At 53.8% G+C, this 24,293-nt stretch carries 21 protein-coding genes and 1 pseudogene; 12 read left to right on the top strand and 10 right to left on the bottom strand.

The window, feature by feature from the left end; genetic code table 11:
- Positions 1-6: 6 nt before the first annotated feature.
- Together DHf2319_RS09685 and DHf2319_RS09680 are read right to left on the bottom strand one after the other, a co-directional pair.
- Complete coding sequence (locus DHf2319_RS09685) at positions 7-1,866, bottom strand: DUF294 nucleotidyltransferase-like domain-containing protein (protein ID WP_243478013.1); 1,860 nt, start codon at positions 1,864-1,866, stop codon at positions 7-9.
- 6 nt (positions 1,867-1,872) lie between these two features.
- Positions 1,873-3,525, bottom strand: coding sequence for a BCCT family transporter (locus tag DHf2319_RS09680; protein ID WP_243478012.1), 1,653 nt, complete (start codon positions 3,523-3,525; stop codon positions 1,873-1,875).
- Between the two features lie 524 nt (positions 3,526-4,049).
- Here DHf2319_RS09680 and DHf2319_RS09675 point away from each other — a divergent pair.
- On the top strand, positions 4,050-4,700 hold the full coding sequence (locus DHf2319_RS09675) for a Fic family protein (protein ID WP_369810179.1): 651 nt from the start codon (positions 4,050-4,052) through the stop codon (positions 4,698-4,700).
- A gap of 51 nt (positions 4,701-4,751) precedes the next feature.
- Here the strand turns inward: DHf2319_RS09675 and DHf2319_RS09670 are convergent, their stop codons facing one another.
- The 3 genes and pseudogenes from DHf2319_RS09670 to DHf2319_RS09660 form a co-directional block, all read right to left on the bottom strand.
- Complete coding sequence (locus DHf2319_RS09670) at positions 4,752-5,477, bottom strand: alpha/beta fold hydrolase (protein ID WP_243478010.1); 726 nt, start codon at positions 5,475-5,477, stop codon at positions 4,752-4,754.
- A 267-nt stretch (positions 5,478-5,744) separates the two neighbouring features.
- A pseudogene (locus tag DHf2319_RS09665) lies at positions 5,745-7,022 on the bottom strand (TRAP transporter large permease); the annotation flags it as partial.
- 15 nt (positions 7,023-7,037) lie between these two features.
- Complete coding sequence (locus tag DHf2319_RS09660) at positions 7,038-7,538, bottom strand: TRAP transporter small permease (protein WP_243478009.1); 501 nt, start codon at positions 7,536-7,538, stop codon at positions 7,038-7,040.
- Positions 7,539-7,694: 156 nt separating this feature from the next.
- Here DHf2319_RS09660 and DHf2319_RS09655 point away from each other — a divergent pair, with 156 nt between their 5' ends.
- The 4 genes from DHf2319_RS09655 (at position 7,695) to DHf2319_RS09640 (ending at position 11,241) form a co-directional block, all read left to right on the top strand.
- Positions 7,695-8,132, top strand: coding sequence for an acyl-CoA thioesterase (locus DHf2319_RS09655; RefSeq protein WP_243478008.1), 438 nt, complete (start codon positions 7,695-7,697; stop codon positions 8,130-8,132).
- A 59-nt stretch (positions 8,133-8,191) separates the two neighbouring features.
- Positions 8,192-9,172, top strand: coding sequence for a D-erythronate dehydrogenase (gene denD, locus DHf2319_RS09650; protein ID WP_243478007.1), 981 nt, complete (start codon positions 8,192-8,194; stop codon positions 9,170-9,172).
- Between the two features lie 142 nt (positions 9,173-9,314).
- Entirely contained in the window at positions 9,315-10,217 is a 903-nt protein-coding gene (locus tag DHf2319_RS09645; RefSeq protein WP_369810178.1) for a UDP-2,3-diacylglucosamine diphosphatase, read from the top strand.
- Complete coding sequence (locus DHf2319_RS09640) at positions 10,198-11,241, top strand: glycosyltransferase family 4 protein (RefSeq protein WP_243480083.1); 1,044 nt, start codon at positions 10,198-10,200, stop codon at positions 11,239-11,241. Before DHf2319_RS09645 ends, DHf2319_RS09640 begins: the two co-directional genes overlap by 20 nt.
- A gap of 126 nt (positions 11,242-11,367) precedes the next feature.
- On the opposite strand, the gene DHf2319_RS09635 is transcribed toward DHf2319_RS09640, so the two are convergent.
- The gene (locus DHf2319_RS09635; RefSeq protein WP_243478006.1) at positions 11,368-12,714 is read right to left on the bottom strand and encodes a ClC family H(+)/Cl(-) exchange transporter; all 1,347 of its coding nucleotides are present in this window, start codon (positions 12,712-12,714) and stop codon (positions 11,368-11,370) included.
- Positions 12,715-12,879: 165 nt separating this feature from the next.
- On the opposite strand from DHf2319_RS09635, the gene DHf2319_RS09630 reads away from it, so the two are divergent.
- Positions 12,880-14,739, top strand: a complete 1,860-nt coding sequence (locus tag DHf2319_RS09630) for a phosphoenolpyruvate carboxykinase (GTP) (protein ID WP_243478005.1) — start codon at positions 12,880-12,882, stop codon at positions 14,737-14,739.
- Positions 14,740-14,894: 155 nt separating this feature from the next.
- The gene (gene pyk, locus DHf2319_RS09625) at positions 14,895-16,328 is read left to right on the top strand and encodes a pyruvate kinase (protein ID WP_243478004.1); all 1,434 of its coding nucleotides are present in this window, start codon (positions 14,895-14,897) and stop codon (positions 16,326-16,328) included.
- A gap of 26 nt (positions 16,329-16,354) precedes the next feature.
- Here pyk and trxC read toward each other — a convergent pair whose 3' ends face one another.
- On the bottom strand, positions 16,355-16,792 hold the full coding sequence (gene trxC / locus DHf2319_RS09620) for a thioredoxin TrxC (protein WP_243478003.1): 438 nt from the start codon (positions 16,790-16,792) through the stop codon (positions 16,355-16,357).
- A gap of 225 nt (positions 16,793-17,017) precedes the next feature.
- On the opposite strand from trxC, the gene DHf2319_RS09615 reads away from it, so the two are divergent.
- A complete protein-coding gene (locus DHf2319_RS09615; protein ID WP_243478002.1) occupies positions 17,018-18,091 on the top strand; it encodes an AI-2E family transporter in 1,074 nt (357 codons plus the stop codon).
- Here DHf2319_RS09615 and DHf2319_RS09610 read toward each other — a convergent pair.
- The 3 genes from DHf2319_RS09610 to DHf2319_RS09600 all read right to left on the bottom strand — a co-directional run bounded on the left by DHf2319_RS09610 (position 18,072) and on the right by DHf2319_RS09600 (position 20,136).
- A complete protein-coding gene (locus tag DHf2319_RS09610) occupies positions 18,072-18,431 on the bottom strand; it encodes a hypothetical protein (RefSeq protein WP_243478001.1) in 360 nt (119 codons plus the stop codon). The two genes, DHf2319_RS09615 and DHf2319_RS09610, sit on opposite strands and share 20 nt — an antisense overlap.
- A gap of 7 nt (positions 18,432-18,438) precedes the next feature.
- A complete protein-coding gene (locus DHf2319_RS09605) occupies positions 18,439-19,347 on the bottom strand; it encodes a recombination-associated protein RdgC (protein WP_243478000.1) in 909 nt (302 codons plus the stop codon).
- Positions 19,348-19,494: 147 nt separating this feature from the next.
- Positions 19,495-20,136 carry a TetR/AcrR family transcriptional regulator gene (locus DHf2319_RS09600; protein ID WP_243477999.1) on the bottom strand — a complete coding sequence of 214 codons (642 nt, stop codon included), beginning with the start codon at positions 20,134-20,136 and terminating at the stop codon, positions 19,495-19,497.
- A gap of 279 nt (positions 20,137-20,415) precedes the next feature.
- Here DHf2319_RS09600 and DHf2319_RS09595 point away from each other — a divergent pair, with 279 nt between their 5' ends.
- Genes DHf2319_RS09595 through DHf2319_RS09580 form a run of 4 tightly spaced genes read left to right on the top strand, consistent with a single transcriptional unit; the run spans position 20,416 to position 24,290 of the window.
- Complete coding sequence (locus DHf2319_RS09595) at positions 20,416-20,928, top strand: chalcone isomerase family protein (RefSeq protein ID WP_243477998.1); 513 nt, start codon at positions 20,416-20,418, stop codon at positions 20,926-20,928.
- Positions 20,928-22,253 carry an NAD(P)/FAD-dependent oxidoreductase gene (locus tag DHf2319_RS09590; protein WP_243477997.1) on the top strand — a complete coding sequence of 442 codons (1,326 nt, stop codon included), beginning with the start codon at positions 20,928-20,930 and terminating at the stop codon, positions 22,251-22,253. The genes DHf2319_RS09595 and DHf2319_RS09590 overlap by 1 nt, the downstream gene beginning before the upstream one ends.
- Entirely contained in the window at positions 22,243-23,076 is an 834-nt protein-coding gene (locus tag DHf2319_RS09585; protein WP_243477996.1) for a DUF1365 domain-containing protein, read from the top strand. The genes DHf2319_RS09590 and DHf2319_RS09585 overlap by 11 nt, the downstream gene beginning before the upstream one ends.
- A complete protein-coding gene (locus tag DHf2319_RS09580; protein WP_243477995.1) occupies positions 23,073-24,290 on the top strand; it encodes an SAM-dependent methyltransferase in 1,218 nt (405 codons plus the stop codon). The genes DHf2319_RS09585 and DHf2319_RS09580 overlap by 4 nt, the downstream gene beginning before the upstream one ends.
- The last annotated feature ends 3 nt before the right edge of the window (positions 24,291-24,293 follow it).

Genomic DNA, 24,293 nt, shown 5'->3' with positions numbered 1-24,293 from the left:
TCTCCTTTAATTCAGCCGGCCAGGCTGGTAGCGGAATTTAAGAAACTTCTGGGCGTTACCCAAAATCAGGAATGCATCGCGTAGACTTTTACGCTCAAAGTCCGACAGCATGTCTGGCTCGATGCTGTTGTCAGCTTGCTGGCCTGAGGTGATTTCATTGGCGTGATTGCGTGCGCGCGCCATGGAGATGAATTCGAGCGCATCATGCAGATCTTGGCCGCGACCGTTAGGCAAGATACCGGCTTTAATGATGTCAGCGACCCGATCAAATGAGTTGCGGCTACGTGAGCCGATCGCTAGAGCATGCACCCGGATGAGGTCGGTCAGCGGCGCCGTACCGCGACGCTTGAGATTAATGGCACGGGTGTGACGACCATCAGGCTCGACAACAAATTCTTTAAAGAACCCGATTGGGGGCGTGCGCTGCAGAGCGTTTCTGGCCATGCTTGCCAGAAACCGGGAATTACCTTTGGCCGTTTTAGCAATCAGCACCCGCAAGGTTTCGGCGAACTCGGTACGACCATGCACGCCGTCGAGGTCAAAAAAGATACTGCTGTCCAATAACGAGGCGGCAGTGGGCGACTCAATCCAGGTTTTAAAGTAACCCTGCCAGACCGACAGGGGCTGGCGCCACTTAGGGTTGGTTGCCATCACCTCACCTGTGCAATAGGGGTAGCCACAACGCGCCAAGCCATCGCTGACAAACTTTGCTAATGCAGCAAAGTATGCATCATGTCTGACCGGGTCAAATCGGTTGTCCAGAATCATGGCGTTATCCTGGTCGGTGACAATCAGTTGCTCTTGCCTGGCCATGCTGCCGAGCGCCAGAAAACAATACGGAATCGGGGGTGGGCCTAGTTCGGCTTCGCCAAGCTCTAGCAGCCGTTGTTTAAAGCTTCGTCCGATCGCTGCCATGGCACTGCCGATAATTTTTGCGCTGAAGTCTTCTCTGACCATGCGTACGAAGCTTGCTTGCACTTCTTCAGTCAAGGCCGCGAGGTCATCAACGTTTTGCTGATGGAAGATGCGACCCACCACAAAGAGACTATTGCGCGATTCGTAGCGAATGATGTCAGACAAGGACAGCACGCCGATGGCTTGCTGGTGTTTGAGTACCGGCAGATGGTGGACGTTATTGCGCATCATGATGTTCATGGCTTCAAACGCTAAGTGGTCATGACGTACGGTCACAAGCTGTTCAGTCATGATTTCGCGAACAGGCTTGTCAAGTGCCATGCTATGTGCCACCGCTCGGGTGCGGATGTCACGGTCTGTGATAATGCCAACTGGAGCGTCAGCTTCAATGATCAACAGTGAAGACACGCCTTCTTCCGTCATGCGAGCGGCAGCTGCTGAGACCGACAGAGTCGGGTCTGCGATCACAGCTCCCCGCACCAACAGGCTTTCAACTGATGCTGACATCAATTCATTGGCTTGCTCACTTTTGGAGACTACCGTGCGCAGCCTCGAGTGATCCTCGACTTCAACCAAATCAGCAAAGGCCTCATGCTGTTCAAACAGATCGATAAACATCTCGCCCGGCAGGACATAGAGCAGTGTGTCTTCAAGCGCATGGGCTGGGAAGCGAACTTGACGCCGTTGTTGTAGCAAACCTGCTTCGCCGAAATGACCACCTTCGGTTAAGCGGTTGTAGAGCGTACCGTCCCGGCGGAAGATCTCGACGGCGCCACTTCGAACGATGAACCAGTTGTGCGCTGGCTCACCGAACGTGAGTATGGAGGAGTCGGCCTTGAAATAGCGAACATCAATGGCACGCGCCACCTCGTGCAGCGTATCTTCGGGCAATGCCGTAAACGGCAGGTGTCGCTGCAAGAAGTCGAGTACCTCAAGTTGTTCGCTTTCCATTAGCCTTTATCCTTTGCCGATTTTGGGTTCACTGATCAAGCCCTTGATTAGTGAGGCGGTGGCAATCAAGAGCACGATCGCAAACGGAAACCCGGTTGAGACAGCCATGGCTTGGAGGGCCACCAAACCACCACCCAGAATCAAAGCAATGGCTACCAAGCCCTCGAACGTGCACCAGAACACTCGTTGCGGTGCGGGTGACTCCACTTTACCGCCAGAGGAAATCACGTCAATGACCAGTGACCCAGAGTCCGATGAAGTCACAAAGAACACCACGACCAAGATGATGGCCACAAACGAGGTGATTGAATGTAACGGTAGGCCTTCGAGCATGAGAAAGATCTGCAAGGGCAACTCACCTTCGGTGACTGCCAGATAACCTTGGTTAACGACTTGTGAAATTGCGGTGTTGCCAAACACCGTCATCCACAGGACGCAGGCCAGCGATGGCACAATGAGCACTGAAATGATGAACTCACGCACCGAGCGACCACGTGAGACCCGCGCGATAAACATGCCGACAAAGGGTGACCAGGAGATCCACCAGGCCCAGTAGAAGGCGGTCCACCCCTGCGAGAAATTGGTGTCCTCCCGGCCCATTGGATTGCCAAGAGCTGGCAGGTATTCTAGGTACGACCAGAGGTTCTGAAAGAAGCCGGTCACAATGGCAAGCGTCGGGCCCACCACCAGCACAAATAACAGTAGTACCACCGCCAACACCATGTTGATCTCGGATAGGCGCTTGACACCGGCCTCCAGGCCCGCGAGCACCGAAGCCATCGCAATCGCGGTGATGCCAATCACTAGCAGTATCTGGGTGGTGTCGCCTAGCGGCACATCAAACAGAAAGTGCAGACCGGCTGCGGCTTGCGATGAGCCCAGGCCCAATGAGGTAGCCAGACCGAACATCGTGGCCATCACTGCCAGAATATCCACCACGTGGCCCGGCCATCCCCAGATACGTTCTCCCAGAATTGGGTAGAAGACCGAGCGGATGGTCAGCGGCAAGCCTTTGTTAAAGGAAAAAATCGCCAGGCCCAATGCCAGCACGGCATAGATCGCCCAGGGGTGCAGACCCCAGTGATAGATGGTCGCTGCCATGGCCAATTGGGTGGCAGCGGCGTTGTCACCGGCTGCTGCTCCCAAAGGTGCCCAGTCTGTGCGAATACCGTTTTCTGTAGCAATGCCGCCGACCGAACTGCTGAAGTGCGACAGTGGCTCAGATACCCCGTAAAACATCAAGCCAATACCCATGCCCGCGGCAAATAGCATTGAGAACCAGCCCAAATACGAATAGTCTGGCTTGGCCTGGGTGCCACCGATGCGCACCCGGCCCAGCGGAGAAAATGCAATCACCAGGCAGACCAGAACAAATATATTGCCAGCGGTGATGAAGAACCAGTCGAGGTTTGATGTCAGCCAGCCACGCAGATCACCGAAAAGAGGCTCGGCCTGATCCTGAAACGTCATGGTCAAAAGCACAAAGGCAATGATGAGCAGTGCTGAGACACCAAAGACGCGGTTGTGGATATCGAGCCCAAATGGGCCAACGTTCATGACGATGTTGTCTTGTCCGATCGTATAGTCGGTGTCGATTGGATTGACCTCACCATCAGGTTTCATATAGTCAGAGTTTTTGTCGGTTGTATTGTCGCTCACGCGATCCTCCTTGGTCGTGTCGTACAGGCCAATGTTGCTGCCGTGCACTGCTGTCACACGCTTACGTTGGACGGTTTGACAAGCTTGGGTGATGAACCCAAGCTTGATTGAGGGCTTGCACCAAAACAGTACATACGATGCAAGCTACATAAAACCTTAACATGGAGCATCAGAGTTACTAAGTAATGCTTTATTAAACGAAATTTTAAATGAGCTTGAGGTTTAAAAGTTATGTTCAGACTTTGATGAACCAAGCGTCGCAATGCAGGGGTCGATCGTAAACAGAGACTCGCTCTGAAAAAGATCAATCGAGCGGAATTCAGGGGTTTAAAAATGTCCAAGTGGGGTGACTCTGCCAGGAAATTCTTGGAATGTTTCACATCCCGGTATCATTAGAGTATTGCTAACTTAGGTGAAATTCGATGTCGCTGTTTGACGCCCTTGGATTTAGGTGGGACCGGTCACTAGTGCCGGGGCATGTGCCTGTGCATTCTACGGAGCGTGTCTGCTTTCGGTTTCACAAAATGTTGCCAGAGTTTGTGTGGGATGCAGGGGTATTGGAGGGAAATCCGTTTACGTTTCCGGAAGTGAAAACACTGTTAGATGGTGTGACAGTAGGCGGACGCAAGCTGACCGATCAGGCGCAAATCGTAAACCTTGCTGAAAGCGCCAAGCGCCTGCTTGCCTTGGTCAAGGCCGGCGAGTTCAAACTTTCCAAGTCAGTGTTCACCGAGCTCAATGGGATCGTGGCGCGCAACGAAGCGCTTGAGTGGGGTCTGTTTCGTGGCGAAGGCCAAGAAACCAACTACACACCCAATGTGGGCTTGGGTGAAGCCGGCTTGTTTACGCCGATTGCCACTGCGTCGGGCGCACCAGTGTTAAACCAGGTGTTTGATGCGGGCGTCGAACAATTGGATGCTTGCCCACCATTTGAACGCGCCTTGGCGTTTTTTCTGTTTGGTGCTTTGCAGCAGTTCTTTTTTGATGGCAATAAAAGAACGTCGCGCTTCATGATGAACGGCGTTTTGATGTCTAGCGGCATCGATGCTATCAGCGTGCCGGCTGGCAAAGCTCAGGCTTTCAACGAGAAGATGGTACGGTTCTACCAAGGCCGCGATGGCACAGAGATGTTGCAGTTTCTCATCTCGTGTCATCCAGATGCGGATCAGCTCTAAGCCCGCATCTGCCTGACGTTTTATTGCGAGCGATTTTTTATCTGTGCCGTCCTATTCGATTCCCAAAAGAATCTCATTCAATGCCGCCGGTGACGTCACCATCGCATCGTGGCCAGCCTCGATCTCTAGGTAAGTCCAATCATCTCTGGTCTTGGCGTAGTCACGGCTTGCGGTGGTTGGTCCGTAATGCGGTGTCACGGCAATATAGGTGGTGGGCAGGCCATTGCCCGGTGGGTTTGTGAAGGTGAGCGCATCCTCGTAGGTGGCAATCGGGTGTGGGGTGCACTTGGTTTTCAGCCACGCAGCATCAGCCTCGTCAAACACGCCAAGCTTATCTGGGCCAGGTACTGGGATCGTCAGCCCGCCGGAAGTTCTTTGCGCAAGGTCACGTCGGCCTTGCGCCACCTCGGCTGGCAACAACGAGAACACACTCTTGCCAGACTCAGGAATCAGCGCATCAAGATAGACGAGATGACGAATCCGTTCAGGCATACGGTCTGCTGCCGCGGTAATCGCATTACCTGCAAAACTGTGACCCACTAGAATCACGTCGTTCAGATCCTCCCACAGCAGCACATTGGTTAAGTCCTGGGCAAAGGTCTCAAGATTGACGCTGGCATTCAATAAATGACTACGCTCACCCAAGCCCGTTTGAGTGGGGGTGAAGACCCTGTGCCCCGCGGCTTGCAATATCGGGGTGACTCGCTGCCAGCACCAGGCACCATGCCAGGCACCGTGCAGCAGTACATAGGTTTTTTGTGGGTTGGGTGCTGGCATGAGGTACTCCGTTAGGATGTATTAGTTCGGTGCGGGCGATGGGGCTATCGGCGTGGGTGCAATCGGTGTAGGTCCGATCGGGCTTGGTGCAACAGGCGATGGCGCAACGGGCGACGGACCAACCGGAGACGGTCCGATCGGGGATGGACTGACAGGCGATGGGCCCAAGGAGGGACCTACAGAGGGAGCCACAGAGGGAGTGACCGAGGGTGTTGGGCCGGCGGGGGTCAGTGGAGCCGATGCTGGTGCTGGTGCCGTGGCCGGGGTCTGTGAATAGACCAGGTCTCTGAGTGTCAGGCTGATTTGTGGCACATAGGAAATCAGCATCAAGCAACTGATGATGGTCAGTACAAATGGCACGAGGTACTTGATTACTTTTTCTAGCGAGACCTGCGCGACTGTGCATGCTGCAAATAAATTCACGCCAAATGGCGGGGTGATCATGCCCAGCGCAAGATTGACGACCATGATGATGCCGAAGTGGATCGGATCCACACCAAAGTAGATTGCCACAGGTGTCAGGATGGGCGCCAGCACAATGATGGCAGCTGATGTTTCGATGAACATGCCAATCACGAATAGGGCGACGTTCACGCCAATCAGGAACATCGCTGGCGAAGTCAGCATGGTAGTTAGCCACTCGCCGATCGCTTCAGGGATACCCGCGCGCGTGATGATGAAGGCAAACAGCCCTGCGTTTGCAATGATGAACATGATGACTGCACTTGAGACCACTGATTTTTTTAGGCAATCAATGATGTCACGCCAGCTCAGTTCGCGATGCAGCAGCATACCCACGATCAGTGCATAAAACACGGCCACAACTGCCGCCTCAGTAGGCGTGAAGATTCCGCCATAAATGCCGCCAAGAATAATCACGGGCATGAGCAGTGCCCAACCGGCTTTCAGGGTGGCGCTCGTCACCGACAAGCGACCATCACCGTCGTTCTTTCCCCAGCCTTTAAAGCGGCAGTAAAGGTGCACAAACAGCATCAAAGCAATACTGATTAGAATCCCCGGTCCGATCCCGGCGATAAAGAGCTCGCCAATCGAGACTTCGGCAGCCACTCCAAACAGAATCATGGGGATGGATGGCGGGATGACTACGCCTAATTCAGCCGAAGTGGCCTGCAAGGCGGCCGTGTAGGGCCGGGGATAGCCGTGCTTGACCAAGGCCGGGATCAGGATGGCACCAATGGCAAAGGTAGTTGCTACTGAAGACCCGGAGACGGCTGCAAAGATCATGCACGTCAGTACGGTCGTCATGGGCAGCCCGCCTTGCACGCCACCGACCAGACTCTTGGCAAAATCAACCAGGCGTCCAGAAATGCCGCCACGTTCCATGAGGTTACCTGCCAGAATAAAAAAGGGTATGGCAGCCAAAGGAAATTTGTCGATGGCGCTAAACATCTCCTTTGGCGCCATGATGAGTCTGCTGTTATCAAAGATGGCTAAGCCAAGTACGGCTGCACCTCCGATGGAAACGGCGATTGAGACGCTGAGCGCAAAGCCCAGCAACATGGTGATCAAGAGGGTGATCGGCATATCTGATTACCCCGATTAGTCGCCAGCAGCCATCGCACGTGCGTCTGGCTTTTTAGGGTCTAGATGATGAGCCATGACGGCCACGATGGCCAGTGTTGCCCCGACTGGGACCGCTGCGTAAGCCCAGGCAATTGAGATATCGATGCTGGCAAAAGTTTGAAACCGCACACGATAGGCAAGCTGCACCCCAAAATACACAATCGTGGCCAGAAATGAGGCGGTTGCAAGGGTTACAAACCACCGTACCGCAGTGTGCCATCGGCCTGTGGTCATGCGTAACGCCAGGTCAACGCACACGAGCACCCCTTGGCGTAAGGCGACCACAACACCTAGCATCACGCACCAGATCAAAAGCCTGCGCATGATCTCTTCGGTCCAGGTCGAGGGTTGCGACAATACAAAGCGAGCCACGACTTGCCATAAGCCAAGACAACTGATGATGGCCAACAAGAAAGAGGCCACTGCCCATGAAACGCCAGTGATGTATCTATCTAGCGTCAGAATTAGACGACTCACAATAAATTCCCCAACAACTTGCTGCTGACGCAATGGGTAAGCTCAGGAATCACAACTTAGTCACGCTCAGCGATCAGTAGATGTCAGTATCATGAAAGAAACGTATAGTAGCTCGTTTGTCAAATAAAACGATTATTGCGATCACAGGGTGTGCTGATGAAATCGGATTTCAAGTTTGTCTATTTTCACCGAGTACGCTGGGTTGAGTGTGATCCACAGTGGATCGTGTTTAACGGCCACTATCTGACCTTTTTTGATGTGGCGGTCACAGAATATGCGCGTGCCGTGGGCTTGCCCAACGTGGTCACCCAACAAAAATCGGGCAAAGAGTTCTTTGCGCGTAAGTCGGTAGTGGAATACCACGCCCCAGCCAAGTACGACGATGAATTGGAAATTCATGTGCGGGTTGCTTATTTAGGCAACTCGAGCCTTAAGTTCGTGCTCGAGATTTACTGTGGCGATGTCATGGTCACCAGCGGCGAGATGATCTATGTCTGTGTGGATAGTAAAACTCGCTCCAGCACTCCTTTGCCGGCAGACTGGAAACAAGCGGTGTTGCAGTATGAGGTTAAGGAAGTGGAACGGGCCGCCTAGTATGATTAGCAATCTTGTCATGTTCATGGTCACTTCCAACGGATTTTTGGGGCGTTTTGATGAAGCTGTTAATCACCGGTGCCGCCGGGTTTCTTGGGCGAGAACTTGTACGCGAGTTGTTGTCCCGTTCACAACTGAACGGGCAGGTCATTGAGTCGGTGGTCCTCACCGATAGGGTGCCTTCAAGTGATCCGGGGGTTATCGCGGACAGCCGGGTACAGGTGCACCAGGGTGACTTGTATGAAAGCTTGCCAGAGCTCTTTGAGAGCGTTTATGACGGCGTGTTTCATTTGGCGTCAGCGGTGTCGGCTGAGTGTGAGGCGGATTTCTCGTTGGGTTTGCGTGCCAACCTGGCCACGACCCAGGCGCTATTGGAGAAACTGCGTAATCAGCACACGGAAACTGGCTTGGCAGCCAAACTTTTTTTTGCGAGCTCTGTGGCTGTTTTTGGTGGTGACGCTGGTCTGCCGATGCCGCCAGTTATCACCGATGCCACCCTGCCTGTGCCCCAGTCCAGCTACGGCGTTCATAAGTTCGTGTGCGAGCAACTGATCGCTGATTACACTCGCAAAGGGTTCATCGATGGTCGAGTAGCGAGACTGATGACAGTCTGCGTGCGGCCCGGACGACCCAACGGGGCAGCCTCCAGTTTTTTGTCGGGCATTATCCGCGAGCCGCTCGCGGGGCAATCCGCGATCTGCCCTGTCGATCCAGAGACCAAAGTCGCGCTGGCATCACCACAAAATACCATTGCCGGCATCTTGCGTGTGACCGAGGCCTCGCGCGATGAATTGGCAGGTCGTACGGCGATCAACCTGCCAGCACTGAGCTTGACCGTGGCTGACATGTTGGCTGCACTTGAGGATATCGCAGGATCCGAGACTCGTGCTTTAGTGTCGCTTGAGCCCGATGCCACAATTGCCAAAGTGGTGGGTAGCTGGCCTGGCACATTCGATTCGGCTAGAGCAAAGTCTCTAGGCTTGAGGGCAGATGCTTCGTTTCACGACATCATTCATCAGTACATCGATTCGCTGGCCTGACCAAACAAAACCGGGCCGATCGCATACGTATCCCTGGCACATTCAATCCAGGCCCATCACATCGTTGTAATTTTGTCGCTGTCACAGAAAGTTCATGGTGGTGCAACCTTGGTGTCAAATGCACAGGGCACCATGAGTGTCCATGAACGCGACATCGCCTATCGAAACCCCCGCCCGAGTTCATGCGCATTACCGCGCCATCTGGATTTCCGATATCCACTTGGGTACAGCAGGCTGTCAGGCCGAGTTTTTACTGGACTTTCTGCGTCATAACCAGTCTTGGGATCTCTATCTTGTTGGCGATATCATCGATGGTTGGCAATTACGCAAGCATTGGTACTGGAAACAATCGCATAACGACGTCGTGCAAAAGGTCCTGCGTAAATCACGTAAAGGCACGCGAGTCACTTACGTAGCAGGCAATCACGATGAGGTGTTGCGCCAGTTCATCGGTCTAGCGTTTGGCGATATTCGTATCGTGAACGAAGCCACCCACCACATGCTTAATGGCAAAAAGCTACTGATCATTCATGGTGACTATTTCGACGGGGTGATTCAGCACGCCAAGTGGCTGGCCTACGTGGGCGATACGCTCTATACCCTGGTGTTGAAGCTGAACAACAGTTTTAATCGCTGGCGTCACCGGTTTGGGTTGTCGTACTGGTCACTTTCTCAATACCTCAAGCACAAAGTCAAGAACGCAGTGTCGTTCATCACCGCATTTGAAACCGCAGTGACCAACGAGGCAAAGCAGCGCGGATTTGACGGAGTGGTATGTGGCCATATTCATAAAGCCGAGATCCGTGACATTGAAGGCACACTCTATTGCAATGACGGCGACTGGGTCGAGAGCCTGTCAGCATTGGTAGAGACCCATGAAGGTGAACTCAAACTTATCCACTGGCCCTACCGAGCCATGGCAGGAGAGAAAGTTGTTGAAGACGATCGAGAGCACACCGGAGAACACCTTGAACAACAACACAGACATCAACCTCACCGAGGTAGCCAGCCAGAGCCCGTCGTCATTGCACGAGCCGCCAACTGAAAGAAAAATAAAGCGATTGCTGATCGTGACTGACGCCTGGCAGCCACAGGTCAACGGTGTTGTACGGACGCTTGGCAATACCCGAGCAAACCTTCAGGCCAGTGGCGTGCAGGTAGAGATGCTAACGCCACTATCGTTTAAAACGTTGCCGTGTCCGAGTTATCCAGAGATACGGCTGTCTCTGACGTCCGCCCGGCGCGTGCAAGCCATGATCGAGCAAATCGACCCTGATGCGCTGCACATTGCAACAGAGGGCCCACTTGGATGGGCTGCTCGACGTGTTGCACGACGCCAGGGCTGGGCGTTTACAACGGCTTATCACACCCGTTTTCCGGAGTACGTCAAAGCGCGCATCGGCGTCCCACTTGATTGGTCATATGCTTTGTTGCGTCGCTTTCATGGTGCTTCATCGGCAGTGTTGGCGCCTACGCCTGCAATTGTCAAAGACCTGCAAGACCGTGGATTTCACCATGTAGTGCATTGGTCCAGAGGGGTGGCGCACGACATCTTCTATCCCCGTATGCAACAGGAGCCGCCTCGTAAAGACAACCCGGTTTTTTTGTATGCCGGGCGACTTGCCATAGAAAAAAACGTCGAAGCGTTTCTAAAGCTCGATTTGCCTGGACAAAAGTGGGTGGCGGGCGAGGGGCCGATGGCTGAGGGGCTAAAGCGTCAATATCCAAATGCACGCTACATTGGCGTGATTCCCCAAGAAGAGCTTGCCAAGCTCTACAGCCAGGCCGATGTCTTTGTATTCCCTAGCCTAACCGATACGTTTGGCCTGGTGATGGTAGAGGCCATGGCTTGTGGCTTACCGGTGGCTGCCTACCCGGTTGCCGGACCCATCGACGTGGTGGGAGACTCGGGCGCAGGCGTTTTGCATGATGATTTAAAGCAAGCCTGCCTGGCGTGTTTGAATATTGATCGGTCAGCGGCAATCCATCGGGCTGCCCAATTCACTTGGCCACTGGCAACGCAGCAATTTTACGATGCCTTGACGCCGATGCGCCGATGTTCAGCGTAGGGTGGTTCTTTGTTGCTGCGGGTCATTAGCGCATCAGTCTCATAGACTCTCTACACGGCAACGACATAAAGTTCGTTACGAGGTCCCGCTTGAGTTGCCACACGCCAAGCACGAAATAGTCTTGGTTTAATCCTTGTTCTGGACTGGCATTCTCGCCCTTAATGAGTCGTAGATCGGTTCACCTTTCATAAGGTCAGCCATGACAGTTGCGGTTACCCCAGCGACCACCATCGGAATCACCAAATCCACCGACCCACTCATCTCGGTAATCAGCAGTACGCCGGTAAACGGGGCTCGCACCACGGCGGTGAAGAACGCCGCCATGCCCACCAAGGCAAATGCCGCTGGGGTGAGCGCTGTGGAGGTAGGCAGGATCACGTTGGCGCCGTGGGCAAATAGTGCCCCGGTGACCGCACCGACCAGCAGCAATGGGGCAAACAATCCGCCAGGCGTGCCCATGGAGTAAGAAATAGGTCCTAGCACCCAGCGCACAGCAAATAGCAGCAGTAATCCACCGATGCCAAACTGGCCGGCTAGCACCATGTTGGCTTGCAGTTCGCCACCGCCCACCAAATTCGGCTGATAGTAGGCCAGCAGGCCGAGCGCTGCCCCGATCACGCCGGCCTTGGCAATGGGAGAGACAGTCGGTGCAATGTTGCTAAAACTGTTCAGGCCAAACAGAACGGACTTGTTGTAGGCCACGCCTAGAGCACCCATGATGCCACCAAATAGCGCGTAGACGATGAATTCGGTCGGTGTGGCCGGCAGAAACTCGGAGACGTCAAACTCGACGTCATTACCAAAATACCCGCGGTAAACCGCCATGGCAGTGGCCACTGCCACTAGGGTCACCAACAAGCGTCTGGCGGTTACCCGCCGGGCAACTTCCTCAAGTACAAACGCGGCGCCGGCTAACGGTGCGTTAAATGCAACCGATAGTCCGGAACCTGCGACGGCGGTGTACATCATGAAGCGGTCTTCCCGGGCAAGCCGGAAAATCTTGCCACATTGAGTACCAATGACTGCGGCCATCTGGATAGTGGGGCCTTCGCGACCTAAGGCCAGGCCCGGAACCATGGCCAACAAGCCGCCCACATATTTAATGGGCAATACCCGAAACGGCGCTGGCTGCGCTTGCTCGCGCATCACGGCTTCGACATGCTGCACGCCACTGCCGGCCGATGACGGCGCAAAGGTCACTAGCCAACGTGCCAGGGCTACTGAAGTGCCCACCACAGCCATCGCCGCAATCCAGCCGGGCAAACCCCAGATCCCATGCTCTTTCCAGTGAGCCAGAGTCTCTAAAAATCCAGCACCCCCATGCACGAGTAGCCAGTGGAAGCTGCCGCCGACCAAGCCAACGGCTACGCCGGCGATCGCAGCGACCGTCAGTAACCTGATCAGGCCCTGATTAATGTGCGCGAAAGATTCGTCGTCTAACTCAGTTTGATTGCGCTCAGTCGGCTGGGTCATAGGCTAAGTATGGGTTTGATTTGATTGAACACACCGAAGGTTAACCGGATTGAACCATGTTGTGGTTATGGTTACTGAGAGAACTAGGGCTGTCACTGATTTCTGGGCCTAGTCACGGTGCTAAGATCGTGCGATCTCTTTTTTAAAACTCTATGACACTTGACCATGATCGAGACAATCCAAGCCCCTGACTACGTAAAGCATGAAGGCATCAAGCGCTGGGTGGCAGACATTGCCAACAAAACCAAGCCCAAGCAAATTGTTTGGTGTGACGGTTCACAGCAAGAATATGACCGCCTTTGCGAGCAGATGGTGCAGGCGGGCACGCTGATTCGTTTGAACCCCGCCAAGCGTCCGAATTCTTTTCTGGCGCGTTCCTCGGCCGATGACGTGGCTCGTGTGGAGGATCGAACCTTCATCTGCACGGATCGCCAGGAGGATGCCGGCCCCACTAACAACTGGATTGCGCCCGCCGAAATGCGTCAAACGCTCGATGGGCTGTTTGATGGTTGCATGAGGGGGCGCACTATGTATGTTGTGCCGTTTTCTATGGGGCCGTTAGGTTCGCCGATTGCCCAGATCGGCATCGAGATCTCTGACTCACCCTATGTGGTGGTCAATATGCGCATGATGACCCGCATGGGCAAAGCTGTGTATGACGTGCTTGGAACGGATGGTCAGTTTGTGCCGTGCGTACATACCGTTGGAGCACCTTTGGTTGATGGCCAGGCCGACGTTGCGTGGCCTTGTAACTCAACCAAGTACATTGTGCATTTTCCAGCCACCCGGGAAATCTGGTCATACGGGTCAGGTTACGGCGGCAATGCGCTGTTGGGTAAGAAGTGTTTTGCGTTGCGTATCGCCTCAACCATGGGTCGAGCCGCTGCCAAGGATGGTTTGGGGTGGCTGGCCGAGCACATGTTGATTCTGGGTGTCAAAGCGCCCTGGGGCAAGAAATACCACGTTGCAGCTGCTTTCCCGTCTGCCTGCGGTAAAACCAACTTCGCCATGCTGATCCCGCCCTCTGGTCTATCCCAGCAAGGTTGGGAAATCACCACGATCGGTGATGACATCGCCTGGATCAAGCCCGATGCCAAGGGACGCCTTCGAGCCATTAACCCCGAGGCGGGTTACTTCGGGGTGGCGCCAGGTACCAATGAGCAGTCGAATTACAACTGTATGGCGTCTTTAAATGAGAACGTGATCTTTACCAACGTGGCATTGACCGACGATGGCGATGTCTGGTGGGAAGGCATGTCTAAAGAGCCACCCGCACACTGCATCGATTGGAAGGGCAATGATTGGACCCCGGAAAAAGGCAAAGAGGGTGTCAAGGCTGCCCATCCAAACGCTCGCTTTACTGTGTCGGCCACTCAGAACCCGGTTCTGGATGAAGCTTGGGATGATCCAGCCGGCGTAGAGATCGATGCGTTCATATTTGGCGGTCGTCGATCCAGTACGGTGCCCCTAGTGACTGAGGCACGTAGTTGGCAGGAGGGCGTTTACATGGCAGCAACCATGGGGTCAGAGACCACCGCTGCTGCTATGGGCCAGCAAGGCGTGGTGCGCCGGGATCCGTTCGCGATGTTGCCATTTTGTGGCTACAACATGGCCGAGTATTTTGAGCACTGGCTGCAGTTGGGCGAGCGCATGCAGGCCTCCGGTGCCAAGCTGCCATCGATCTTCTGTGTCAATTGGTTCAGAACGGACGAGAATGGCCGTTTTGTCTGGCCAGGGTTCAGTGAAAACGCTCGGGTGCTGAAGTGGATGTTGGCACGCATTGAGCGCGAAGCTGGCGGTCAAGAGCACGTGTTTGGTGTTACGCCGCGCTACGAGGATATCGACTGGGCAGGCATGGATTTCTCTGAGCAAATGTTCAATTCGATCACCTCAATCGATCCGAATGCTTGGCAGGAAGAGTTCAAATTACATGATGAACTCTTTGAAAGACTCGCGCACGGCTTGCCGGCTCATCTTAAGCAGATTCGCCTAGAGCTCGAAACCCGCCTGGTGCAATCGGCTTGAAAAGACCATGAGCTGGTCGTACGGTCAGGCTAAGGCCAGATCGTGTTTGGCTTGCAATTTATCCCCGTGCATCGCAAGATGACGGGGATATGTTTTTTGTGGTTCTTGATGATGGATTGACCACGCCGCCCGATAACAGAGCCAGACGAGAAACCATGAAGCTTGATGCCATTTCCCACCGTGACCGCAACGCCAAAATTCTGGCGACTTTAGGTCCTGCAAGCAGTGACCCTGAAGTAATCCGGGAGTTGTTTGCTGCTGGCGTGGATGTGTTTAGGTTTAATTTCAGCCATGGCAGCCACGAAGATCATCGAGCTCGATATGACGCCGTGCGCGCGATCGAGAAAGAGATTGGGCGCCCGGTTGGGATCTTGTTGGACCTACAGGGTCCTAAACTTAGGCTCGGCACGATTGAGGGTAGCAAGATCAAAGTGACTGAAGGGCAGCAGTTCACGCTTGATATGAATCCTGCACCCGGTGGTGCGAATAGGGTGCCGCTTTTACACCCGGAAATTTTTGCAGCGGTTAAAGCTGGTGATCACTTGTTAATCGATGATGGCAAGGTGCGCCTAGAAGTCATTGACTGTGATGGCAAGTCAGCCAAAGTCAGCGTGCTAAACGATGGAACACTGTCGGACCGCAAGGGCGTGAATGTGCCAGGGGCTATTTTGCCGTTATCACCCTTGACTGATAAAGACCGCAAAGACTTGGAGTTTGGTTTGTCACTCGGTGTGGACTGGGTGGCGTTGTCGTTCGTGCAGCGACCGGGTGACATTGCGGAGTTACAGGGCATCGTCAACGGTCGCGCTTGGGTCATGGCGAAACTGGAGAAGCCCGCTGCCATTGAGTCACTGGAGGAAATCGTTCGTATTTCTGACGGTATCATGGTGGCGCGGGGTGATTTGGGGGTCGAGTGTGCGCCTGAAGATGTGCCAGTGCTGCAAAAGCGAATCATCCGCACCTGCCGTGAGCTTGGTAAGCCAGTCGTGGTAGCAACGCAAATGTTGGAATCGATGATTACCTCGCCGGTGCCCACGCGTGCTGAGGTCAGTGATGTCGCTGGTGCTGTTTATGACGGTGTGGATGCAGTCATGCTTTCGGCAGAGTCTGCTGCTGGTGAGTACCCGATTGAAGCAGTCTCAATGATGAATCGGATACTGTGTGCTACCGAATCTGATCCCCTGCAAAAAAGTACGATGCAGGCGGTGCAGGCTTATCGTGACAACACGGCATCCGATGCGATCTCTGCAGCGATTCGAACCGTGGCCGACACCTTGCCAGTGGCGGCGACCGTAGCCTATACCTCATCGGGGTCCAGTGCACTTAGGGTTGCGCACGAACGTCCCAAGACAGCGATTTTGAGTATGACGCCCAATCTGGAAGTGGCCAGACGTTTGACATTGGTCTGGGGGGTTCACTCTACTCAGGCTATCGATATCAAGAGCATTGATGAGGTCGCCGAGCATGCTACCCGCGAGGTCAAGCGTCACGGCTTCGGTGAGCCAGGCCGTGCGGTACTGATTGCAGCTGGCACGCCATTTGGAGTGTCCGGCACAACCAATACTTTGCGAATCGCTTGGCTTGATTGAGACGGATCGAGGGGGCACCACAAGTTTTAAGGTTTTGATGTGTGTGCCAGCACGTTGCCCACTAACTCTTCCAGTTGCGCCGGCGGTAGTGCACCAGAGACCCGCCCGAGTTCTTGACCGCGATGAAATACCGCAAGTGTCGGGATCGACCGGATGTTGAATTTGGCACCCGCGGCCTGATTGGCCTCAGTATCAAGCTTTGCGAATATCAGGGCCTGACCATGCTTTTTGGCTGCTGCTTCGAAAGTCGGTGCAAACATCCGGCAAGGACCGCACCAAGGTGCCCAGAAGTCCACGAGCACCGGCAAGCTTGATTGTGCCAGGAGATCGTCAAGCGCTGTTCTGTCCAAAGACAGCACGCCTGTTAGAAGTGGCTCACCGCACGCGCCACAGCTTGGATGTTCGCCCAAGCGCTCGTTGGCCACGCGGTTCAGTTTGTTGCAATGAGGGCAGCGAATGTTCATGGCGAGCTTCTGAGTTAGTTGCTAAGTTCGATATGGTTACTAATATTTTATAAAAAAGTATATTAATAAGCAATCATGTATCTGCGCAGATAGTGGCTTCAAGCGGGGGCGCAAGTACAGATTTGGCATTCATCGAACAGTAGGCATTTTCTGATTGGTCTAAGCAGACCTCGCCGAAATTGTTATGCTTGAGTATCAACCACAAGTGAGTCACTGGAGCGCGCCTTGAGCCAAACCGACCCTATGCACAATCGTGCATTTATTGTGTTGCTTGTGGTGATCACACTGGCATTTGCATGGCTGCTGGTGCCATTTGCAGCTGCTGTGTTTTGGGCGGTGGTGATTGCCATTCTGTTTTATCCGCTACAAAAGCGTCTGGTCCAGCGTATGCCCAAGCGTCGTAATCTGGCTGCTTGCCTATCGTTGCTGGCAGTGATCCTGGTCGTGCTTTTGCCGGTATCGCTGGTCATGCGATCACTGATTGCCGAGACTATTCAGGTGTACCGGACTGTCCAAAGCGGAGGGTTTTCTGCGGGTGAATGGATTGAGTTGTCCTACAACGCCATTCCTGAGTCAGTTCGTCCGTGGCTAACCCGGGTCGGATTTGATGATCTAGAGGCGATCAAGGATTATGTATCGCGCGCTGCTACGCAGGCGATCCGCGTGATTGGCAACCAAGCCTTAAGTCTCGGGCAAAACACTTTTCTGTTCGTGCTCGAGCTGGGCATCATGATGTATCTGCTATTTTTCCTGTTGCGTGACGGCGCCAAATTAGCCGATCTGGTGCGCCGCGCTTTGCCGCTGGCTGATCATCAGCGCGACCGCTTTATCGACAAACTTGCCATGGTGGTACGGGCCACGGTCAAGGGCAATGGCGTGGTTGCGATTGTTCAAGGTGCACTAGGCGGATTGATTTTTTGGGTGCTGGGTATTCCGTCGGCCACACTATGGGGTACCGTCATGGCGGTACTGTCGTTGCTGCCTGCGGTTGGCGCAGGTCTGGTTTGGGGGCCAGTCGCTATTTACTTTGCCTTGACCGGAGATCTTGTACAAGCGGCGATTCTTGGTCTGTATGGGGTGCTTGTCATTGGTTTGGTGGATAACTTGTTGCGCCCCGTGTTAGTAGGTAAAGACACCCGCATGCCTGACTATCTGGTGTTGATATCGACGCTTAGCGGTTTGACTCTCTTCGGTATCAGTGGTTTTATTGCTGGCCCGCTCATTGCGGCACTTTTTTTGGTGGCCTGGGATCTCTTTATGATGAGGCCTGATCATGGCGTTAGAGCCCCATTAAATTAACCGCTGCGGTCAGCGTGTCTTGTGTGTCACAGATGAACACGACGATTTCATGTGGGTTCATGACCTCGAGGATGTTCAGGATTTCATCGAGCAATTCATTGACGTCTGGGGTTGTGTTAGCGCCCCGTGTTGAGAGTGCTCCCACGTGAACCGCTAGCCCGCGCTCAAAGACTGAGCGCGGCACCAAATAAGACAGCGCGTTTGGGTCAGGTGGTCCCACCACCAGAATGACTGACAATACTAAGCCGTCTTGCTGGATTTGAGAGACTGTTTCTCTAAGTTCAATCTCTTTCAGGGTATCGGTATTGCTCACCCAAGTGGCGGTCAGTCCATCAATCATGGCAGCTTCAACTTTTTTCCCGGATTTCGCCAAGCACTGGCATGAGCTCATCAAACAATTTGGCTAGCTCTGCGGTCATCAGCGTAAAGTCACTGTCAAATTTCTCGGCGGGGGTCTGCACCAAGGCCTCTTTTGCGCGCTCCTCCAATACTTCGAGTGGAGTCACCCGTTTTAAGTCCCCTGTATCCGTGAGCGTAAAACTGACCCGGTCTTGCCAGGTCAGTGCCAGACGGGTGCACTGATAGCCATCTTCAACGTGACTAGCGATTGTTTGAGCCGGTAGATCGTGTCGCACGTAGCGAATAGAGGCCGCCTGTTCGCCGGTCGCTTGCCACTGGCTGTCATCATCGACGGTGAACCCTGCTGGCGGTTGGCCCGAGAGCAGCCACTCGGTCATCAGTGCGGTTGGGCTATGTTCCAACTTTAAGGGCTCGACTGGGTATGGATTCAGGCTTCTGCCGAGCGCAGATAGTACCTCGTCTGATTGGGCAGCTGCGGCCGCATCAATGACTAACCACTGATTCATTGGGTCTATCCAGATAGCGATATCACGCGCAATGCTAAAGGCGCGTGGGAGTAATTCATCTGTGACGTTTTCTTTCAAGTCCCGCAGCTGCTTGCGTCCCGGGGCATAGCCTTGCTCGGCCTCTAGCAGCTGCGCGCGCGCCTTGACAGTTTGGTTAACAACAGTCGAGGGCAGAAGTTTCTTCTCTATCCTAAAAGCTAACAGATACTGGCCTTGAACCTCGAGAGCGAATCGGTCGTCGTCATCGCGGGGTCGCACCCATCCAGTCGCTGCGGCACTCAAGTCTTCTGCAGGCGCAAAGGCGTCGGCTTTAAGTGCTGCATCCAGATCGTTGATGTGATTGGACCAGTGCTTGGTCAAGCGAAATATTTTGAGATTCTTAAACCACATGCTCGTTCATTATTCCTTCAATCTTTTACAGGTGTTTCGCGGCGTGCAGAGCCAACCCCGCAGTGTAGCCCGTGCCGGTTTGATGTTTGCCAGATGTGGGGGTTTGTATGCTGTGGTTTGGCGAGCTTTGAGACGATAGCCCTCAAATCAGAGGCAACTCGGTGCTTTTGCCATCCCCTCGAAACACGTGTGTACTAAAAGTTCCACGATGTCATCGTCACTGAAAGCGCCACCACCTTTCAAGAAATCGGCTACCGGATCGCAAGAGCGAGCGTAGATGGTGTAGAGGACGACCTCTCCTGGCAGGGCGGGTGAGAGTTCACCTGTCTGCTGGGCTTGCCCAATCCATTCACCGAGTATTTCGGTGAGTTCTTCCAGGCGTTGCACGTAGGGCTGATGCGACAACAGGGCATGCTGAATGCTCGAGCGCGTCGATGGCAGTGAAGGCATGGTGCCCGATAGGTGAATGCGCACTGCCCAGCGCACCACGGACTTCAATTTCTCCAACGCACCCATGTGTGGTGACAGTCCTCGAGCCATCGCGAGTGCTTCCTCGATAAACCGGGTCATGGACGCAGCCGCCAAGGATTCCTTGGATTCAAAGTGTTTGTAAAGACTGGCTTTTGCAATACCCACCTCAGCAGCCACCTCATCCATGGTCATGAGGTCGTAGCCTTTTTGTGCCAACAGTCGATTGACCGTGTCGAGAATCGCGTTTTCACGGAACTGGTGCTGCTGCTCCCTGAAAGAGAGCTTTTTTTCGGAGGAGGACGCCACTGTTTGTGCCATGAGAACTCAAATTCAGGGTAACGCCGGTATTGCGTTAGTTAAAAAAATAGTATCTAATCGGTTCACAAAGTTACTGTTTAGTATTTTTCTGAACTAATCGGTACATTTTATAGCTTTTAAAGTTTAAGGGTGGGTCAGCGAGTTGGACCATTCAGCGCAAGATCTGATCAGCGTAGTGCGTTTTAGCTTGTTACAGCTACCCCAACACACTGATTGTCCTGCGTTATTTCCCGACTCACAACCGGCAAGTCTTTTTATAACTCATCAGTAGCGATCATTATGCCTGTAACCAATGCATTTGACGATGCCCCAAAGATAGCGCCACTTCCGACCGCGTTGACGGAGCGCTTTGCTGGTGACTGGCATGTCCACGGCCAAGGTCTGTTCACCTGGAGCGTTTTTCGGGTGTATCGAGCGGCCTTGCACATTGCGGGCGAGTGTTTTGCGGCCGATCAGATTTATGCACTTGACCTTAATTACCTACGAAACGTGACGGCAGAGCAAATTGCGCAAACCTCGGTTGACGAAATGCAGCGCATTGCGGATGTTGACGCTCAAACGGCCGAGCGCTGGGGCGAATTGCTTGTCGGCATCTTGCCCGACGTCAAGCTTGGTGATCGCCTGATCGGGGTGTTTGAGCCGGGGGTAGGCGTGGCATTCTTTAATCGGGATGGCGTGCTTGGTGAAATCCGTGATCCAGCATTCGTGATCGCGTTTGCTGCGGTCTGGCTCGATGAGCAAACCCGTGCGCCGGCGTTGCGAGCCAAACTGCTCGGACTGGAGCAGGGATAATGCAGGACATCGCCCGCATTCCTGCGCCAGGCTCACGCATTGCCGTCGTGGGGTCTGGCATAGCTGGGCTAGCCAGTGCATGGCTGTTGGCGCAGCGTTATCACGTCACATTGTTTGAGTCAGGGTCGTACTTTGGGGGGCATTCAAACACGGTCGACGTTACGCTAGAGGGCAAGACCCATCCGGTTGACACCGGTTTCCTGGTGCACAACGATCTGACCTATCCGAATCTCATCGCCTTGTTTGAATTGTTAGGTGTGCCGGTGCACCAAAGCGATATGTCATTTGGTGTGTCGATCGATCGGCCCGATATTGAGTGGGCTGGCACCAATCTGGCTTGCGTCTTCGCGCAAAAGTCCAATCTTATTCGTCCCGCATTTTTATCAATGTTGCGTGACATCTTGCGTTTTAACAGGGCAGCCGAGTCTTATTTAAAAGAAGTTCAGCAATGCCCAATGACGCTTGGCGAACTATTGTCCCGGTACAACTATGGCAAACCCATGCAGGACTGGTATCTGCTACCCATGGCAGCTGCCATTTGGTCTTCTTCTGTCAAGGATATCCTGGGCTTTCCCGCACAGACCTTTCTTAAATTCTGTTTGAATCACAGGTTGCTGCAAATTGAGGGTCGCCCGCAGTGGCGTACCGTGCTCGGTGGCTCGCGCGAGTACGTTAAAGCCATGCTGCCCAAGATTCAAGTCACACGTCTGAATTGCGCCGTGCGGGGTGTTAAGCGTGACCCCTCGTTGGCGCAAGGCGGGGTCGAAATCACCAGCTCGGCCGGTGGCGAGACATTCGATGGGGTGGTCATGGCATGTCATGCACCCACGAGTTGTGCGGTGCTTGACTTACAAGAGGACGAACGTGCGGTGCTAGGTGGTATTCGTTATCAACCCAATACCGCAGTGCTGCACACGGATGCCAGTTTGTTGCCGCGCAGGCGCAAAGTTTGGTCAGCGTGGAACTACATGTCCGAGGGGAGTGCGCAGCAAGATGGTATTGCCCGTCCCGTGGCAGTTAGTTATCTCATCAACAAATTACAGCCCCTGCCATTTAAAACGCCAGTAGTGGTGACACTAAATAGTTTCAAGGCGCCGGATCCCGAGGCGGTGATCGCCCACTTTGATTATGACCATCCGGTGATGGACACCAAGCTTATCGAGGCACAGCGCCAGCTGCCGTCGATTCAGGGCCAGCGACGCACTTGGTTCTGTGGTGCCTGGTGCGGTTATGGGTTTCATGAAGATGGCTTGCGCTCGGCGATTGCGGTAGCGAACGACTTTGGCGTACCAATTCCGTGGGGGCGAGATCTGTATGGCAACTGACTGTGATGCTACGCAGGTTTTACAGCTATGCCAATCCAAAGTCTGGCATCTGCGGTTACGTCCGTTTAAGCATCCTCTGAATTATGAGGTCTTTTGTTTGCGCCTGCGTATCGATCAGCCTTGGGAGCTGTCCAAACAAACGAGTTGGCTGTTTGGATTTAATCGTAAGCGACCGGTGAGTTTCATGAACGCTGACCATGGCTATCGAGACGGTGCTGACTTGAATGCTTGGTTGTCTGACACGCTGGCAGCCACCGGTGTCGATCATCCGGGCGGTGCGGTGTGGTTGCAAACTTTCCCTCGCATGCTGGGTTACGTCTTTAATCCGGTGAGCTTTTGGTATTTGCACGATGGAGACGGGCAGCTCAAGGTCATGGTGGCTGAAGTGAACAACACGTTTGGGCAGCATCACCATTATGTGCTCACTGCGCCAGAGGGGCGTGCGATCGAGAACGGACAGGCGCTTATTTGTCAGAAGGTATTTCACGTCTCGCCGTTTTGTCCAGTGACTGGGCACTACCGATTTGAGCATGTTGTTGATCATCGGCATGACGGTCAGGTGGTGGAGCGAATGACGATTGATTATTTCGATGACGCATCACTAGATGAGCCCATCATTCGAACCGGCATTGCTGCGCAGCCCAAACCTCACACAACAGCCGGTTTGCTTAAAGCGTTCCTGCGGATGCCTTTGATGACTTTTGGGGTGATCGTGCGCATTCACTGGCATGCCTTAAAGCTATGGCGCGGCGGCGCCAAGTTTTACAAACTTCCCGATTTACCCAACCAAGTAGTGACTTCCAACCAGGAACCCTCACGATGAACGCTAACGAATATGCGATAGACCATGAGACCATCCGTGAATTGCCATGGGCAGCACGGGCATTTGTGGCCATGCTTTCCAAACTAAAAGTCGGTTCTTTGACATTGGTCGATCCACAAGGTCGTTCAATGTTGTTTGGCAAGCAGGGCCAATGGCCGCATGCCCAACTAACGGTGCATGACTGGTCGTGCGCTTCGGCGATCATGCGCCAAGGTGATATCGGTTTTGCTGAGAGTTATCGGCGCGAGTGGGTCGATTGTCCAGATCTATTGAGTCTATTTCGCTTGGCGCTTCGCAATGAAGATGCGGTGGCTGCGGTGCACGGCAGTTGGTGGGCGTTGTTGTTCAAGCGCCTGGCCCACTGGGTTTTGCGTGACAACAACCGCAAAGGCAGTCGGCGCAACATCCTTGCGCACTACGATTTAGGTAATGAGTTCTATCGCCTGTGGCTTGATGCATCAATGAGTTATTCGGCTGCGATATTCAAGGATGGGGTTGACGGCGATTTAGAGGCTGCCCAGCATGCCAAGTACGATCGTCTGCTCGATGCCATTGATGCAAGACCTGGTCAGCACATTCTGGAAATCGGTTGTGGCTGGGGCGGTTTGGCTGAGCGCGCTGCTCAGCGTGGCATACAAGTCACTGGCATCACGTTATCTGATGAGCAACTGGCTTGGGCGAGAGATCGCATGCAGCGTCAGGGCTTAGATAGTCTAGTCACTCTGTCGATTTGTGATTACCGCGACGTAAGAGGTCAGTACGATCACATCGTATCGATAGAAATGTTCGAAGCTGTTGGGCTGCGTCACTGGCCAGGCTTTTTCTCGATGGTCAGAAGAAGTCTGAAGCCTGGTGGCAAGATCGCGATCCAAACCATTGACATTGCAGATGAGCGGTTCGATGCCTACGTCAGTGGCACAGACTTTATTCAGCAATACATATTTCCTGGCGGCATGCTGCCAAGCCCCTCTCGCTTTAGGCAACTTGCCGCCCAGGCCAGACTGTCTGTTGAGGATGAGTACAGCTTTGGGATTGATTACGCAGAGACCTTAAATCGCTGGCTGCAGCAGTTTGATGCTCAGTTAAATGAGGTCAAGGCACTTGGTTTTGATGAATCCTTTATTCGTATCTGGCGTATGTATCTGGCCTATTGCGAAGCCGGGTTCCGCGAGCAGCGCACCGATGTCAAGCAATGGCTGCTCACACATCAATGATTG

It is taken from the genome of Orrella daihaiensis (assembly GCF_022811525.1).
Classification (GTDB): Bacteria; Pseudomonadota; Gammaproteobacteria; order Burkholderiales; family Burkholderiaceae_B; genus Algicoccus; species Algicoccus daihaiensis.
This window is presented reverse-complemented; position numbering and strand designations above follow the sequence as displayed.